Here is a 14,656-nt window from a genome sequence, read left to right as displayed (position 1 = left end):
GGCTGCGGCCCGGGGCGGGCCGGGCGTAGCGTCGGCGGTAGCCGACTGCTGGAGGAGCTCTCGTCATGCGTCACGCGCACCGGGTTGAAGTCGTTCGGGCCGCCGAGGCCGCGCTGATGGCGCGGCTGCCCGAGGGCACGTTGATGCAGCGGGCGGCGGCCGGGCTGGCCGCGACCTGCGCGCGGCTGCTGATCCGGCGTCGGGGGCGGGTGTACGGCAGTCGGGTGGTGGTGCTGGCGGGCAGTGGGGACAACGGGGGTGACGCCCTGTACGCCGGGGCGGCGCTGGGCCGGCGCGGGGCGCGGGTGACGGCGGTGCTGCTGGCGCCGGAGCGGGCGCACACGGGTGGGCTGGCCGCGCTGCGGGCCGCCGGAGGGCGGGTGACGGTGGAGCAGGAAGTCGGGCTGGCCGACTTCTCGTGCGCGGACCTGGTGCTGGACGGGATCGTCGGCATCGGCGGCCAGGGCGGGCTGCGGCCCGAGGCGGTGCCGTACGCGCGGGCCGGGCGGCGCGGGGTGGTGGTGGCCGTGGACCTGCCCAGCGGGGTGGACGCCGACGGCGGCGAGGTGCCGGGCGAGGCGCTGCGGGCGGACGTCACGGTCTGCTTCGGCACGTACAAGCCGGGCCTGCTGGTCGACCCGGGGGCCTCGTACGCGGGTGCCGTCCAGCTGGTCGACATCGGGCTGGAGCTACCCGCACCGGACGTGACGGCCATGCAGCACGCGGACGTGGCGGCGCTGCTGCCGCTGCCGGGCGCGGAGAGCGACAAGTACCGGCGCGGCGTGGTGGGGGTGGCGGCCGGCTCGGCGACGTACCCGGGGGCGGCGCTGCTGGCGGTCGCCGGGGCGCTGCGCGGCGGCGCGGGCGCCGTCCGGTACGTCGGCACGGCGGCCGAGGAGGTGGTGCGGCGCTTCCCGGAGACGCTGGTCACCGAGGGCGGGCCGGCCGGGGCCGGGCGGGTGCAGGCCTGGGTGGTCGGGCCGGGCGGCGGCGAGGGGGCGCGGCAGGCGCTGGCCGAGGCCCTGGCGGGCGACGTCCCGGTGCTGGTGGACGCCGACGGGCTGACCGAGCTGGGCCGGCTCGGCCCGGAGGCGCTGGCCGGGCGGACGGCGCCCACCCTGCTCACCCCGCACACCGGTGAGGCCGCCCGGCTGCTCGCGGGCGTGGACGGCACCCCGCCCCCGGCCGCGGCGGAGCTGGCGGCGACCCGGCTGGCCACGGCCCGCCGGCTGGCGGCCGCCTACCGGGCGACGGTCCTGCTCAAGGGCTCCACCACGGTGATCGCCGACCCGGGCGGGGCGGTCCGGGTCAACCCGACGGGCACCTCCTGGCTGGCCACCGCGGGCAGCGGCGACGTCCTGGCCGGTCTGGCCGGCGCCCTGCTGGCCGCGGGCCTGTCGGCGCTGGACGCCGCGTCCGTGGCGGCCTACCTGCACGGCCTGGCCGGGCGGGAGGCGGCCGGTCAGCCGGGGGCGCCGGTGACGGCGCTGGGGGTGGCGGAGGCGCTGGCGGCGGTCTGGCGGGCGGTCCGGGCGGGCTGAGGCGGGGCCGGGGGTGTGGCGGGCGGTCCGGCCGGGCCCGGGGCCGGGTGCGCCGGTGGAACCGCCGGTGGTCCGTGGGCGTCCGGTAGAGGGTGACGAGGGGTCCGGCGCAGGTCGCAGCGGTGGGCGGACCCCGGGCGTCGGGCGCCGCGCCGACGGGCCGTTCGGCGAGGACTCCGGGACGTCTGGGAGACTGACCCTGATGACAACAGCGAAGACGGCCGGCACGGCCACCCTCACCGACGGCGTACGGGCCGAGGCGACCATCGATCTGGCCGCCCTGCGCGGCAACCTCGCCGCGCTGCGCGAACGTGTCGGGAGCACGGCGGTGATGCTCGCGGTCAAGGCGGACGCCTATGGCCACGGCGCGGTCGAGTGCGCCCGCGAGGCGGTCGCCAACGGGGTCGGCTGGCTCGGCTGCGCGACGCCCGAGGAGGCGCTCGCGCTGCGGGCCGCCGGGATCCGCCCGGAGCAGGCCCGCATCCTGTGCTGGCTGTGGACGCCGGGCGGGCCGTGGCGGGAGGCGCTGCGCGCGGGCCTCGACATCTCGGTCAGCGGCCAGTGGGCGCTGGACGAACTGCTGCCGGCCGTCCGGGAGACCGGCATCCCGGCCCGGGTGCACCTGAAGGCGGACACCGGCCTGGGCCGCAACGGCTGCCAGCCGCACGACTGGCCGCAGCTGGTCGCGGCCGCCCGCCGGGCCGAGCTGGACGGGCTGCTGACGGTGGTCGGCGTCTGGTCGCACTTCGCCGCGGCCGACGAGCCGGGCCACCCCTCGATCCAGGCCCAGCTGGACTCCTTCCACCTGGCGCTGGTGCAGGCCGAGGCCGCCGGGCTGCGCCCCGAGGTCCGGCACCTGGCGAACTCGCCGGCCACCCTGCTGCTTCCGCAGTCGCACTTCGACATGGTCCGCACCGGCCTGGCCGCGTACGGGCTGTCGCCCGTTCCCGAGGTGGGCTCGCCGGCCGACTTCGGGCTGCGGCCGGTGATGGCGCTGACCGCCCGGCTGGCGCTGGTCAAGCACGTCCCGGGCGGGCACGGGGTCAGTTACGGCCACCACTACGTGACGCCGGGCCCGACCACGCTGGGCCTGGTCCCGGTCGGCTACGGCGACGGCGTGCCGCGGCACGCCAGCGGCGCCGGACCGGTGCAGATCGGCGGCAAGTGGCGCACGGTGGCCGGCCGGGTGGCGATGGACCAGTTCGTGGTGGACCTGGGCGGCGACACCCCGCCGATCGGCGAGGAGGTGCTGCTGTTCGGCAACGGCGAGCGCGGCGAGCCGACCGCCGAGGACTGGGGCCGGGCCAGCGGCACCATCTCGTACGAGATCGTGACCCGGATCGGCGCCCGGGTGCCGCGCCGCTACGTCGGCGGCAGCCACCTGGCCGGCGGCTTCGCCGAGGGCCTGAGGGCATGACCGAGGGACCCGGCGAGGGCGGCCCGGTCGCGGCGGTCACCAAGGCGGCCGGTGCGGCCTCGGGCGTGAGCCGGGCGGGCGTGATCGGGATCTCGGTCGGCGTGCTGGCGGCCGGTGCGGCCGCCGGGGTGGCGATCGAGCGGCTGACCGTCGGCCGGGCGACCCGCCGCCGGGCCCGGGCCGAGCTGGACGCCAGTGCCCCGTACGGGTCGCTGCGCGGGCGCCCGACCACGGTGGCCGCCCCGGACGGCACCGGGCTCTACGTCGAGCTGGACGGCACCGGCTGGGCCGATCCGGACGGCGGGGCGCCCGACGGCGAGCCGCTGACCGTGGTGTTCTGCCACGGCTACTGCCTCAACCAGGACAGCTGGCACTTCCAGCGGGCCGCGCTGCGCGAGGGCCTGCGGCTGGTGTTCTGGGACCAGCGCAGCCACGGCCGTTCGGAGCGCTCCCGCTCGTACCTGGCCGGCGAGCCGGCCAGCATCGACCAGCTGGGCGGGGACCTGAAGGCGGTGATCGACGCCGTCGCGCCGACCGGGCCGCTGGTGCTGGTCGGCCACTCGATGGGCGGCATGACCGTGATGGCGCTGGCGGACCAGTACCCGGAGCTGTTCCGGGAGCGGGTGGCCGGGGTCGCCCTGGTCGGCACGCTGGCGGGCGACTGGAACGCGGTCAGTCTCGGTCTGCCGTCGGCGGGCGCGAAGCTGTTCAAGAAGGTCGCGCCCGGGATGATGAGGCTGCTGGGCCGTCAGGTGGAGCTGGTGGAGGCGACCCGGCGGCTGGGTTCGGACGTCACCGCGGTCTTCTACCGGAAGTTCTCCTTCGGCGGGAAGGACGTCGACCCGGGCGTGGTCCGCTTCGCCGAGCAGCTGCTGGACGCCACCCCGATCGACGTGGTCGCCGAGTTCTACCCGGTGTTCGGCGCGCACGAGAAGTACCAGGCGCTGGACGCCCTGCGTGGCCTCCCGACGCTGGTGCTGGCCGGTACCAAGGACCTGCTGACGCCGCCCGCGCACAGCGAGGCGATGGCGGAGCGGCTGCCGGGGGCGGAGCTGGTGCTGGTGGAGGGCGCCGGACACCTGGTGATGCTGGAGCGGCCGGAGCTGGTGGACGAGGAGCTGGCGGCGCTGGTGCGTCGGGCCGCCCGGTTCGCCGGTACGGCGTCGCTGCCCGACGCTGCCCTCGATCTGGGCTGAGACCGTCCGGCCCTGACCGGACCGAGCCCGCCCGGTGGGGCCCGCCCGGCACACGGGCGGGCGGCGATGTGGCACGGTAGCGGTGGCGGCCGGTGGTCGGCGCGCCGGTACGGACCGAAGGGCAAGACACGCGCATGGGCTCGCACGCCACTCTCACCGTCCCCACCCCGGAGCGGATGGGCCGGCTCGGCCGGGAGCTGGCCGCGCTGCTGCGGCCGGGGGACCTCGTGCTGCTCTCCGGTGAGCTGGGGGCGGGGAAGACCACACTGACGCGGGGCCTGGGGGAGGGGCTGGGGGTCCGCGGGGCGGTCACCTCGCCGACCTTCGTGATCGCCCGGGTGCACCCCTCGCTGGTGGGCGGCCCGGCGCTGGTGCACGTGGACGCGTACCGGCTCGGCGGGGACCTGGACGAGATGGAGGACCTCGACCTGGACGTCTCGCTGCCGGAGTCGGTGGTGGTGGTCGAGTGGGGCGAGGGCAAGGTCGAGCGGCTGTCCGAGGACCGGCTGGAGGTCCGGATCGAGCGGGCGATCGGCGACACCCCCGGGGAGGACCACGATCCGCGCCGGGTGGTGCTGACCGGCGTCGGCCCGCGCTGGGCGGGCGTCCGGCTGGCGGAGCTCGCGTAGCCGGGGGTGCCGTCTTCCCGACAGGCTGTCGGCAAGGTGTTGCGGGCGGGGTACCGGGCGTGGTGGGATGGGTGCTGCGGTTAGGTCTGCCTAACTAGGGAGGCGCCATGTCGAGCACCACCCCCGCCCCGGAGCGCACCGCGCGCGGCACCGGGGCCGGAGAGTCCGCCCGCAGCGCTCACGGGGAGCCGATGCGGGCCCTGCTGGCCGCCTGCGCGGCGGCCGAAGCGGTGTCCACCCCGCCCGAGCCGCAGCCACGGCGGGCCGAGGAGCCCGACACCGGGGCGCCCCGCGCGGCGTAGGGCGTGTCCGCCGGGTCAGGCGACCACGACCACCTTGGTGCCGTTCGGCGCGAAGTCCCAGATCAGCTGGCCGGCCTGGCGGGTGCTGCGGATGCCGCCGGTCTTGGCCTTCGGGTCGGCGGTCGCGGTGGCGCCGTCCACGGCCGCGCTGAAGCCGAACACCACGCCGTTCTGCTGCGCGAAGCGCACCACGTGCTCGATCTGCCGACCGTCCGTCCCGGTGGTGGTCGGGGTGCGGCTGTAGACCGAGTAGCTGCCCGGGGTCGGCTCGATCGAGCCCGGGGTGACCGGGAAGGCGGCCGCGACCTGCGGGTTCTTCTTCGGGTCGACCAGCCAGACGTAGTGGCTGCCGACCGAGTAGACCACGCGCGTGCCGCTGCCCGAGGTGGCCGGCAGCGCCGGGACGGTCGGGGTGGCCGAGGCGGTCGGCGTCGCGGAGGCGGCCGGCCCGCTCGACGTCGCGGCGGCGGTGACGGTCGGCTTGGCGCCGCCCGCGCGCTCCTGGGCGCCGTTGGCCTGGAAGGCCAGCAGGCTGACCGCCGCCAGGGCCCCCAGGGTCAGCCCCGTGACCACCACTCCAGGACCCATCTTCGCCACTGCCGCTCCCACCGCCGTCCCGTTACGTACCGCCTTATCGTGCCAGGTTCGCCCGGGTGGGTCGCAGCGCCTCGGACGTGTGTTCCGGGTCGGCACACCCACACGGTCGGCCGGTCGGCCCAACGTCGGTCTAACCTTGACCCCGTGCTGCTGCTCGCGTTCGACACCGCTACCCCCGCCGTCACCGCCGCCGTCCACGACGGCACGGCCGTCCTCGCCGAGACCCACCAGGTCGACGCCAGACGGCACGGGGAACTGCTGCTGCCCGCCGTCGACCAGGTGCTGCGGGCGGCCGGCGTCGACAAGCACCGGCTGACCGGCATCGCGGTCGGCGTCGGCCCGGGCCCGTACACCGGCCTGCGGGTCGGCCTGGTCACCGCCGCCGCGCTCGGCCACGCGCTCGGGCTGCCGGTGCACGGCGTCTGCACCCTGGACGCGATCGCCTTCCAGGCCCGCGCCGAGGGCCTGGCCGGGCAGCCGTTCACGGTCGCCACCGACGCGCGCCGCAAGGAGGTCTACTGGGCCTCGTACGACGCCGACGGCCGCCGCACCGAGGGCCCCGCCGTGGACCGCCCGGCCGAGCTGACCCCGCAGCCGCGGGCCGTCGGCGCCGGTGCCGTGCTCTACCCCGAGGCCTTCCCCGGCGCCCACGGCCCGGAGCACGTGTCGGCCGGCGCCCTGGCCGGGTTCGCGGCCGCGGAGCTGGCCGCCGGCCGCGAGCTGCTGCCGAACCAGCCGCTCTACCTGCGCCGCCCCGACGCCCAGGTGCCGGCCGGCTACAAGGCGGTGCTCCCGGCGTGAACCACGGCACCACCCTGCGCCCGATGCGCTGGTGGGACATCGCGCCGGTGATGGAACTGGAGCTGCGGCTCTTCCCCGAGGACGCCTGGTCCACCGGGATGTACTGGTCCGAACTGGCCGAGACCCACCCCGGCGGGACCCGCCACTACACCGTCGCGACCACCGCGGACGGCACCGTCGTCGGCTACGCCGGGCTGATGGCGATCGCCGGCGAGGGCGACGTCCAGACCATCGCCGTCGACCAGCGACACCAGGGCACCGGCCTCGGCGCGGCGCTGCTGGCCGACCTGATCCGGGAAGCCGCCCGCCGCGACTGCGTCGAACTGCTGCTGGAGGTCCGGGTGGACAACCAGCGCGCCCAGCGGCTGTACGAGCGGTTCGGCTTCGAACCGGTCGGCATCCGACGCGGCTACTACCAGCCCGCCAACGTCGACGCGCTGGTGATGCGCCTCGACCGCCCGAGCACTGACCGCACTGACCCGAAGGACATTGAGGACACCCGCCATGGCTGACGAACCGCTCGTCCTCGGCATCGAGACCTCCTGCGACGAGACCGGCGTCGGCATCGTGCGCGGCACCACGCTGCTGGCCGACGCGGTCGCCTCCAGCGTCAACGACCACGCCCGCTTCGGTGGCGTGGTGCCCGAGATCGCCAGCCGTGCCCACCTGGAGGCGATGGTCCCGACCATCCAGCGGGCCCTGGACACCGCCGGGATCAAGGCGAGCGACCTGGACGGCATCGCGGTCACCGCCGGCCCCGGCCTGGCCGGCGCGCTGCTGGTGGGCGTGAGCGCGGCGAAGGCGTACGCCTGGGCGCTCGACAAGCCGCTGTACGGGGTCAACCACCTCGCCTCGCACATCTGCGTCGACCAGTTGGAGCACGGCCGGCTGCCCTCGCCGACGATGGCCCTGCTGGTCTCCGGCGGGCACTCCTCGCTGCTGCTCAGCGAGGACATCACCAGCGACGTCCGCCCGCTCGGCGCGACCATCGACGACGCGGCCGGCGAGGCCTTCGACAAGGTCGCCCGGGTGCTCGGCCTGGGCTTCCCCGGCGGCCCGGTGGTCGACCGGACGGCCCGCGAGGGTGACCGCAAGGCGATCGCCTTCCCGCGCGGCCTGAGCGGCAAGAACGACCCGGAGTACGACTTCTCCTTCTCCGGCCTGAAGACCGCCGTCGCCCGCTGGGTGGAGGCCAAGCGCCGGGCCGGCGAGGAGGTGCCGATCGCCGACGTGGCCGCGTCCTTCCAGGAGGCCGTGACCGACGTGCTCACCCGCAAGGCCGTCAAGGCCTGCCGGGACAACGGCGTCGACCACCTGATGATCGGCGGCGGGGTCGCGGCCAACTCGCGGCTGCGCGAGATGGCCCAGCAGCGCTGCGAGCGGGCCGGCATCCGGCTGCGGGTGCCCCGGCCGGGCCTGTGCACCGACAACGGCGCGATGGTGGCCGCGCTGGGCGCCGAGATGGTCTGGCGCAACCGCACGCCGTCCGCCTTCGACCTGTCCGCGGACTCCTCGCTGCCCGTCACCGAGGTGCACGTCCCGCACACGGACCTGCACGGCCAGGCGTACGACGCGCTCGGCGGCGCCCGGTGACCCTCGCGGCGATGTGGGAGGCCCGGGCCGCCGACGGCCGGGGCGCCGAACTCGCCTCCTGGGCACGGGAGTCGGCGCTGCCCGCGCTGCGCGGCACGGCCGGGCTGGTTCGCACCGAGCTGTTCTCCGCCCCCGGCGGGAGGGTGCTGCTGATCACCTGGTGGACCGGCACACCCGTGCCGGTCGCCGACCCGCCGGCCGAGCTGCTCGGCCGGCCGGTGCACCGCTGGTCCTTCACCAGCGAGCACGTCGAGCAGTCCGGGCAGCCCGAATAGCCGCGGTCCGGGAACCGGAGCCCCGGCCGCTACCGTGCATAGCGGAGAGAAGGCTGGACGGGACCGGGAGCGCGGTGCGGTGAAGAGGGACGGGCGGAGCAGGACCAGGACGTACGCGGCGGGGGCGCTGGCCCTGCTGGCCGCCGCCACCGGCTGCGGCGGCAACGACGGCGGGGAGGGCAAGGCCGCGCCGGCCGCCACCACCGCGGCCGCACCCCAGCCGGCCGGCGGCACCGCCGCGCCCGCCGCCACCGCGGCCGGCACGCCCGCCCCGGCCCCGGCCGGCGGGGACGCGGCGGCGTGGGCGAAGTGGAAGCTCACGCCGCTGGCACCGGCCCCCGCGGCGCCCGCCGACAAGCCCATCAAGCTCGAACGGACCGGTACCGTACCGGTGTTCAGCGAGGTGAAGACGAGCGACAAGGTCGTCTTCATCACCATCGACGACGGCGCCGAGAAGGACCCGAAGTTCGTCGAGATGCTGACCGACCTCAAGGTGCCGATCTCGATGTTCCTGACCCGGGACATCGTCAAGAACGACTACGGCTACTTCAAGCCGCTCCAGGCGCTCGGCAACCACGTCCAGAACCACACCGTGGACCACCCGGTGATGAGCAAGATCCCGGCCGAGAAGCAGAAGTCCGAGGTCTGCGACGCGCAGTCCGCGCTCACCCAGCAGTACGGCGCCGCCCCGCTGCTGTTCCGCCCGCCGTTCGGCGACGGCGCCAACACCCCGGTGCTGAACACCTCGGTGCAGCAGTGCGGGCCGCGCGCGATCGTGCTCTGGCGCGAGTCGATGCAGATCCACGACATGCAGTACCAGGCGGCGGACAAGAAGCTGAAGCCCGGCGACATCATCCTGGCGCACTTCCGCGGCCCGAAGGAGCTCAAGGGCGCGACGATGACCCAGATGTTCGCCGACCTGCTGGCCCGGATCCAGGAGCAGGGCTTCGCGGTGGCCCGGCTGGAGGACTACATCCAGCCGCCGGCCTCCTAGACCTGGACCTGCGGGGCCTGGACGGGCTGACCGAGCATCATCAGCGGGCCGTGGTCGGTGCGGCTGAGGATCACCGTGACGGTGTTCGGCCCGGAGGGCTTGAGCTGACGGCGCAACTCCTCGGGGGTGATCGCCATCCCGCGCTTCTTGATCACCACCGTGCCGACGCCGCGCTCGCGCAGCAGCGCCTTCAACTTCTTGATGTGGAACGGCAGCACGTCGGTGAGCTCGAAGGCGTGCGCGTACGGGGTGGCGACCAGTTCGTCCGAGGTCAGGTAGGCGATCTTCGGGTCGATCAGCCGGCCGCCCACCTGCTCGGCCACCTCGGCCACCAGGTGGGCCCGGATCACCGCGCCGTCCGGCTCGTACAGGTAGCGCCCGACCGGGCCGGCGGGCGGGTCGGGCAGGTCGCCGCCGGTGAGGCTGGCGCCCTGCGGCAGCAGGGTGGCGCGGTGCGGGCGGGCGGCCCTGGTGCCGAACCACAGCACCGCCTCCTTGACGTCGCCATGGTCGGAGACCCACTCCGCCTCGGCGTCCGCCGGGACGGCCTCGTGCGGGATGCCCGGCGCGACCTTCAGCGCGCCGATCGGGGTCCGGCGCCCGGCCGCGATCGCCCAGGAGAGCGGCGGGGCGTACGCCTCCGGGTCGAACACCCGGCCGCGCGAGGTCCGGCGGGCCGGATCGGTGAACACCGCGTCGTAGCCGGAGACGTCCACCTCGGCGACGTCCGCGCAGCGCACCTCGACCAGCTCGGACAGGCCCAGCGCGGCGGCGTTGGCGGCGGTGGCCGCGCAGGCCGCCGGGTCCTTGTCGACGGCCAGCACCTCGATCCCGGCCCGGGCCAGCGCCAGTACGTCCCCGCCGATCCCGCAGCACAGGTCGGCCAGCCGGCGCACCCCGAGCCCGGCGAACCGGGCGGCCCGCCACTCGGCCACGCTGCGCCGGGTGGACTGCTCGACGCCGTTGGGCGTGAAGTACATCAGGTCGGCGTCCGCCCCGAACTTCGCCCGCGCCCGCTGCCGCAGCCGGGCCTGCCCGAACGCCGCCGACACCAGCCCGGCCGGGTGCTCCCGTCGCAGCCGGGTGGCCAGCGCCAGCTCCTCCTCGGGCGTGAACTCGCGCAGCTCGGCGAGCAGGGCCTGGCCCTCGGGGGTCAGCAGGGGCTGGAGGTTCTCGGTGTCCACGAGGTCATTCTGACCGGTCACAGGAGGCCGAGCTCAACAGCCAGCCAGAACCCCAGCGGCCAGAGGAACGGCGCCGCCGCGGTGACGTACGGCGCGATCCGGTACCCGAGCCGCCAGCAGCCCCGGGCGGTCCAACCCGCCAGCAGGAGCAGGATCGCGGCACCGGTCGCCGTGGCCGTGTACGTCGAGGTCACCGTGTGGTCGCGCTGCGTCAACATGACCAGGCCGATCACGATCGCTCCGGCGTAGATCACCGTGCCCGTGGCCAGGAGCACCAACAGGGAGAGCAGCAGGTCCGCCGACCAGTGGATACGCGGGCGCGCGGGTCGGTTCACCACAGCAGCCCGGAGCCCGCGAGGGCGGGCAGCAGTCCCGGGGCGATGACGGAGGCGGCCGGTACGAGCAGGTAGCCGGCCCGCCAGCTGCGCAGGAACACGACGACGGGCAACGAGCAGCCGATGACCAGCCCGGACAGCCCGGCGACCGACAGGATCAGGTCCTGGTCGTCGCTGGCGGCCTCGGCGAGTCCGCCGACGAGCACGAAGGTGCCGACCGGGAGGGCGCCGAGCAGTGGCAGGACGACGAGGAGCGCGAGCAGGGCGTCCTTCAGCCGGGACGGGCCGATCCGTAACTGAGTGGCGGTCATGGTGGGGAGTCTGCCCAAGGGCGGGCGCTCGCACATGAGTACGGCTACTCATCCGTAGACCGGGATCCCGGGCGCGCCGTTGGCACTCTGGTTGACTGAGTGCTAACACCCGCCTATGGTCGTCCTTGGCACTCTCCACTGGGGGAGTGCTAACGCGATGACGCGTGTCTGACCCCCGCGACGGCAGGCTCGCAGGTTCGCCCCTACCCGTTAGAAAACCCCGTAATCTCCGAAGGGGAGCTCGGACGTGACCACCAGCAGCAAGGTTGCCATCAAGCCGCTTGAGGACCGCATTGTGGTCCAGCCGCTCGACGCCGAGACGACCACGGCCTCCGGCCTGGTCATCCCGGACACCGCCAAGGAGAAGCCCCAGGAGGGCGTCGTCCTGGCCGTCGGCCCGGGCCGCTTCGAGGACGGCCAGCGTCTGCCGCTCGACGTCGCCGTCGGTGACATCGTCCTGTACTCGAAGTACGGCGGCACCGAGGTGAAGTACCAGGGCGAGGAGTACCTCGTCCTCTCCGCCCGCGACGTTCTCGCGATCATCGAGAAGTAAGTCGTTCCGACCCGCCCCGGATCCGTGTCCCAAGTGACAGGGGCCCGGGGCGTGGTTGTTGGTTCACGTAGTTCGGCGGCCGGTGGGCCGGCCGCAGCCCCGAGGGAATAGGGAACATGGCGAAGATCCTGCAGTTCGACGAGGACGCCCGCCGCTCGCTGGAGCGCGGTGTCAACAAGCTGGCCGACACCGTCAAGGTGACCATCGGCCCCAAGGGCCGCAACGTCGTCATCGACAAGAAGTTCGGCGCCCCGACCATCACCAACGACGGTGTCACCATCGCCCGTGAGGTCGAGCTGGACGACCCGTACGAGAACCTTGGCGCGCAGCTCGTCAAGGAGGTCGCCACCAAGACCAACGACGTCGCGGGTGACGGCACCACCACCGCCACCGTGCTGGCCCAGGCCCTGGTCAACGAGGGCCTGCGGAACGTCGCCGCCGGCGCCGGTCCGGCCGCCCTGAAGAAGGGCATCGACAAGGCCGTCGCCGCCGTCTCCGAGCACCTGCTGTCGGTGGCCCGCGAGATCGAGGGCAAGGACGACGTCGCCGCCGTCGCCTCCCTCTCCGCCCAGGACACCCAGGTCGGCGAGCTGATCGCCGAGGCGATCGACAAGGTCGGCAAGGACGGTGTCATCACCGTCGAGGAGTCGAACACCTTCGGCGTGGAGCTGGACTTCACCGAGGGCATGCAGTTCGACAAGGGCTACCTGTCGCCGTACTTCGTCACCGACGCGGAGCGGCAGGAGGCGGTCCTGGAGGACCCGTACATCCTGATCAACCAGGGCAAGATCTCCTCCATCCAGGAGCTGCTGCCGCTGCTCGAGAAGATCCTCCAGGGCGGCACCTCCAAGCCGCTGCTGATCATCGCCGAGGACGTCGACGGCGAGGCGCTGTCCACCCTCGTGGTGAACAAGATCCGTGGCACCTTCAACGCCGTCGCCGTCAAGGCCCCGGGCTTCGGTGACCGCCGCAAGGCGATCCTCGGCGACCTGGCCACCCTGACCGGCGGCACGGTGATCTCCGAGGAGGTCGGCCTCAAGCTCGACCAGGCCGGTCTGGACGTGCTGGGCACCGCCCGCCGCGTGACCATCACCAAGGACGAGACCACCATCGTCGAGGGTGCCGGCGACAGCGAGGCCGTGGCCGGCCGCGTCGCCCAGATCAAGGGCGAGATCGCCAACACCGACTCCGACTGGGACCGCGAGAAGCTGCAGGAGCGCCTGGCCAAGCTGGCCGGCGGCGTCTGCGTCATCAAGGTCGGCGCCGCCACCGAGGTGGAGCTGAAGGAGCGCAAGCACCGCCTGGAGGACGCCATCTCGGCGACCCGCGCCGCGGTCGAGGAGGGCATCGTCGCCGGTGGTGGCGCCTCCCTGGTCCACGCCGCCAAGGTGCTGAACGACGGCCTGGGCCTGTCGGGTGACGAGGCGACCGGTGTCGCGGTCGTCCGCAAGGCGCTGCACGAGCCGCTGCGCTGGATCGCCCAGAACGCCGGCCTGGAGGGCTACGTCATCACCTCCAAGGTCGCCGAGCTGGAGCTCGGTCAGGGCTACAACGCGGCCACCGGCGAGTACGGCGACCTGGTGAAGGCCGGCGTCATCGACCCGGTCAAGGTCACCCGCTCCGCCCTGGAGAACGCCGCCTCGATCGCCTCCCTGCTGCTCACCACCGAGACCCTCGTGGTGGAGAAGAAGGAGGAGGAGGCCGACAACGGTCACGGCCACTCGCACGGCGGGCACGGCCACTCCCACTGACGCCTGATCAGTGACCGGAGGCCCGGTCCGCTCCTTCGGGGGAGCGGACCGGGCCTCCGGCGCGTGCGGGGCACGCGTTTCCCGTTCAACTATCAGTTGAATTTTGCTTACAGCAAAGCTTGCCTTATAACTGAGGCATGATCGAGGCCCGCCATCTGCGCGTCCTGCGCGCCGTCGCCCGGACCGGCTCCTTCTCCGCCGCCGCCCGCGAGCTGGGCTGTACGCAGCCCGCCATCAGCCAGCAGATGAAGGCCCTGGAGAAGTCGGTGGACACCCCGCTGGTGGTCCGTTCCGGCCGGGGGATGCAGCTCAGCGAGGCCGGGCGGGTGCTGCTCAAGCACGCCACCGGGATCCTGGCCGGGCTCTCCGCCGCCGAGGAGGAGGTCGCGGCGATCGCCGGGCTGCGGGCCGGTCGGGTGCGGCTGGTCTCCTTCCCGACCGCGAGTTCCACCCTGGTGCCGCCCGCGGTCGCCCGGCTGCGGGACGGCCATCCGGGGGTGCGCGTGTCGCTGGTCGAGGCGGAGCCGCCGGAGTCGCTGGCGATGCTGCGCGGCGGCGAGTGCGAGATCGCGCTGGCCTTCCGCTACCCGCAGTCCGACGGCGCCGCCGCGCTGCCCGCGCCCGCGCACGGGACGCCGCGCGAGGCCCGCGCCGAGGCCAATCTGGAGGCGCAGCAGCTGAGCGCCGGGACCGACTGGTCGGATCTGGTGGTCACCCCGCTGCTGGACGACCCGCTGGTGGGCCTGCTGCCCGCCGCGCACCCGCTGGCGGGCCGCGGCGGGCCGGTGCGGCTGGCCGAGCTGGCGCAGGAGCAGTGGATCGCCGGCTGTCCGCAGTGCCGCGGGCACCTGGTGGAGCTCTGCGCGGGGGCCGGCTTCGAGCCCCGGATCGACTTCGCGACCGACGACTACCCGGCGGTGGTCGGCCTGGTGGCGGCCGGGCTGGGGGTGGCGGTGCTGCCCCGGCTGGCGTTGCAGTCGGTGCGTCCTGACGGGGTGTCGACGGTGCCGGTGCGGACCGCCTCGGGGGCGCCGGCGGTGCGGCAGGTGGTCGCGCTGACCCTGCCGGACCTGGCCGAGGTGCCGGCCGTGGCGCTGATGCTGGAGCGGCTGGCGGGGGCGGCCGCCGACCGCTGACGGCTGCTGTGACGGCGGGTCACCCGCGGCTCGGGCGGGTC

17 protein-coding genes are annotated in these 14,656 nt (G+C 74.5%); 13 read left to right on the top strand and 4 right to left on the bottom strand.

The window, feature by feature from the left end; genetic code table 11:
• Nucleotides 1-65: 65 nt before the first annotated feature.
• The 5 genes from ABTY15_RS00260 (at nt 66) to ABTY15_RS00240 (ending at nt 5,085) form a co-directional block, all read left to right on the top strand.
• Nucleotides 66-1,541, top strand: coding sequence for an NAD(P)H-hydrate dehydratase (locus ABTY15_RS00260; RefSeq protein ID WP_350573970.1), 1,476 nt, complete (start codon nt 66-68; stop codon nt 1,539-1,541).
• Nucleotides 1,542-1,743: 202 nt separating this feature from the next.
• The gene (alr, locus tag ABTY15_RS00255; protein ID WP_350573969.1) at nt 1,744-2,958 is read left to right on the top strand and encodes an alanine racemase; all 1,215 of its coding nucleotides are present in this window, start codon (nt 1,744-1,746) and stop codon (nt 2,956-2,958) included.
• Nucleotides 2,955-4,154 carry an alpha/beta fold hydrolase gene (locus ABTY15_RS00250; protein WP_350573967.1) on the top strand — a complete coding sequence of 400 codons (1,200 nt, stop codon included), beginning with the start codon at nt 2,955-2,957 and terminating at the stop codon, nt 4,152-4,154. Before alr ends, ABTY15_RS00250 begins: the two co-directional genes overlap by 4 nt.
• Before the next feature lie 134 nt (nt 4,155-4,288).
• Complete coding sequence (tsaE, locus tag ABTY15_RS00245) at nt 4,289-4,783, top strand: tRNA (adenosine(37)-N6)-threonylcarbamoyltransferase complex ATPase subunit type 1 TsaE (protein WP_350573965.1); 495 nt, start codon at nt 4,289-4,291, stop codon at nt 4,781-4,783.
• A gap of 107 nt (nt 4,784-4,890) precedes the next feature.
• The gene (locus tag ABTY15_RS00240) at nt 4,891-5,085 is read left to right on the top strand and encodes a hypothetical protein (protein ID WP_350573963.1); all 195 of its coding nucleotides are present in this window, start codon (nt 4,891-4,893) and stop codon (nt 5,083-5,085) included.
• A 15-nt stretch (nt 5,086-5,100) separates the two neighbouring features.
• On the opposite strand, the gene ABTY15_RS00235 is transcribed toward ABTY15_RS00240, so the two are convergent.
• The gene (locus tag ABTY15_RS00235) at nt 5,101-5,673 is read right to left on the bottom strand and encodes a hypothetical protein (RefSeq protein ID WP_350574552.1); all 573 of its coding nucleotides are present in this window, start codon (nt 5,671-5,673) and stop codon (nt 5,101-5,103) included.
• 153 nt (nt 5,674-5,826) lie between these two features.
• On the opposite strand from ABTY15_RS00235, the gene tsaB reads away from it, so the two are divergent.
• From tsaB to ABTY15_RS00210, 5 genes are all read left to right on the top strand, one after another.
• A complete protein-coding gene (gene tsaB, locus ABTY15_RS00230; protein ID WP_350573961.1) occupies nt 5,827-6,483 on the top strand; it encodes a tRNA (adenosine(37)-N6)-threonylcarbamoyltransferase complex dimerization subunit type 1 TsaB in 657 nt (218 codons plus the stop codon).
• Between the two features lie 23 nt (nt 6,484-6,506).
• Nucleotides 6,507-6,995, top strand: coding sequence for a ribosomal protein S18-alanine N-acetyltransferase (gene rimI / locus ABTY15_RS00225; protein WP_350574550.1), 489 nt, complete (start codon nt 6,507-6,509; stop codon nt 6,993-6,995).
• A complete protein-coding gene (gene tsaD, locus ABTY15_RS00220) occupies nt 6,988-8,076 on the top strand; it encodes a tRNA (adenosine(37)-N6)-threonylcarbamoyltransferase complex transferase subunit TsaD (RefSeq protein ID WP_350573959.1) in 1,089 nt (362 codons plus the stop codon). Before rimI ends, tsaD begins: the two co-directional genes overlap by 8 nt.
• Nucleotides 8,077-8,087: 11 nt before the next feature.
• Nucleotides 8,088-8,351: a hypothetical protein gene (locus tag ABTY15_RS00215; RefSeq protein WP_350573957.1), complete on the top strand. Its 264-nt coding sequence runs from the start codon at nt 8,088-8,090 to the stop codon at nt 8,349-8,351.
• Nucleotides 8,352-8,430: 79 nt separating this feature from the next.
• On the top strand, nt 8,431-9,345 hold the full coding sequence (locus tag ABTY15_RS00210; RefSeq protein ID WP_350573955.1) for a polysaccharide deacetylase family protein: 915 nt from the start codon (nt 8,431-8,433) through the stop codon (nt 9,343-9,345).
• On the opposite strand, the gene ABTY15_RS00205 is transcribed toward ABTY15_RS00210, so the two are convergent.
• Genes ABTY15_RS00205 through ABTY15_RS00195 form a run of 3 tightly spaced genes read right to left on the bottom strand, consistent with a single transcriptional unit; the run spans nt 9,342 to nt 11,175 of the window.
• Nucleotides 9,342-10,529: a THUMP-like domain-containing protein gene (locus ABTY15_RS00205; protein WP_350573953.1), complete on the bottom strand. Its 1,188-nt coding sequence runs from the start codon at nt 10,527-10,529 to the stop codon at nt 9,342-9,344. The two genes, ABTY15_RS00210 and ABTY15_RS00205, sit on opposite strands and share 4 nt — an antisense overlap.
• 17 nt (nt 10,530-10,546) lie before the next feature.
• Entirely contained in the window at nt 10,547-10,864 is a 318-nt protein-coding gene (locus ABTY15_RS00200) for a hypothetical protein (RefSeq protein ID WP_350573951.1), read from the bottom strand.
• A complete protein-coding gene (locus tag ABTY15_RS00195) occupies nt 10,861-11,175 on the bottom strand; it encodes a hypothetical protein (RefSeq protein ID WP_350573949.1) in 315 nt (104 codons plus the stop codon). The genes ABTY15_RS00200 and ABTY15_RS00195 overlap by 4 nt, the downstream gene beginning before the upstream one ends.
• Nucleotides 11,176-11,422: 247 nt before the next feature.
• On the opposite strand from ABTY15_RS00195, the gene groES reads away from it, so the two are divergent.
• The 3 genes from groES (at nt 11,423) to ABTY15_RS00180 (ending at nt 14,615) form a co-directional block, all read left to right on the top strand.
• A complete protein-coding gene (gene groES / locus ABTY15_RS00190) occupies nt 11,423-11,728 on the top strand; it encodes a co-chaperone GroES (protein WP_014136232.1) in 306 nt (101 codons plus the stop codon).
• A 116-nt stretch (nt 11,729-11,844) separates the two neighbouring features.
• Nucleotides 11,845-13,479, top strand: coding sequence for a chaperonin GroEL (groL, locus tag ABTY15_RS00185; RefSeq protein WP_350573947.1), 1,635 nt, complete (start codon nt 11,845-11,847; stop codon nt 13,477-13,479).
• Nucleotides 13,480-13,616: 137 nt separating this feature from the next.
• A complete protein-coding gene (locus ABTY15_RS00180) occupies nt 13,617-14,615 on the top strand; it encodes a LysR family transcriptional regulator (protein ID WP_350573945.1) in 999 nt (332 codons plus the stop codon).
• Nucleotides 14,616-14,656: the final 41 nt, after the last annotated feature.

It is taken from the genome of Kitasatospora sp. NPDC097643, from assembly GCF_040302625.1.
Lineage (GTDB): Bacteria > Actinomycetota > Actinomycetes > Streptomycetales > Streptomycetaceae > Kitasatospora.
This window is presented reverse-complemented; position numbering and strand designations above follow the sequence as displayed.

Excerpts from the sequence above, each read along its gene's own strand:
- ABTY15_RS00260 (WP_350573970.1), top strand. The coding sequence starts at position 66 with ATGCGTCACGCGCACCGGGTTGAAGTCGTTCGGGCCGCCGAGGCCGCG.
- alr (WP_350573969.1), top strand. The coding sequence starts at position 1,744 with ATGACAACAGCGAAGACGGCCGGCACGGCCACCCTCACCGACGGCGTA.
- ABTY15_RS00250 (WP_350573967.1), top strand. The coding sequence starts at position 2,955 with ATGACCGAGGGACCCGGCGAGGGCGGCCCGGTCGCGGCGGTCACCAAG.
- tsaE (WP_350573965.1), top strand. The coding sequence starts at position 4,289 with ATGGGCTCGCACGCCACTCTCACCGTCCCCACCCCGGAGCGGATGGGC.
- ABTY15_RS00240 (WP_350573963.1), top strand. The coding sequence starts at position 4,891 with ATGTCGAGCACCACCCCCGCCCCGGAGCGCACCGCGCGCGGCACCGGG.
- ABTY15_RS00235 (WP_350574552.1), bottom strand. The coding sequence starts at position 5,673 with ATGGGTCCTGGAGTGGTGGTCACGGGGCTGACCCTGGGGGCCCTGGCG.
- rimI (WP_350574550.1), top strand. The coding sequence starts at position 6,507 with ATGCGCTGGTGGGACATCGCGCCGGTGATGGAACTGGAGCTGCGGCTC.
- tsaD (WP_350573959.1), top strand. The coding sequence starts at position 6,988 with ATGGCTGACGAACCGCTCGTCCTCGGCATCGAGACCTCCTGCGACGAG.
- ABTY15_RS00215 (WP_350573957.1), top strand. The coding sequence starts at position 8,088 with ATGTGGGAGGCCCGGGCCGCCGACGGCCGGGGCGCCGAACTCGCCTCC.
- ABTY15_RS00195 (WP_350573949.1), bottom strand. The coding sequence starts at position 11,175 with ATGACCGCCACTCAGTTACGGATCGGCCCGTCCCGGCTGAAGGACGCC.
- groL (WP_350573947.1), top strand. The coding sequence starts at position 11,845 with ATGGCGAAGATCCTGCAGTTCGACGAGGACGCCCGCCGCTCGCTGGAG.
- ABTY15_RS00180 (WP_350573945.1), top strand. The coding sequence starts at position 13,617 with ATGATCGAGGCCCGCCATCTGCGCGTCCTGCGCGCCGTCGCCCGGACC.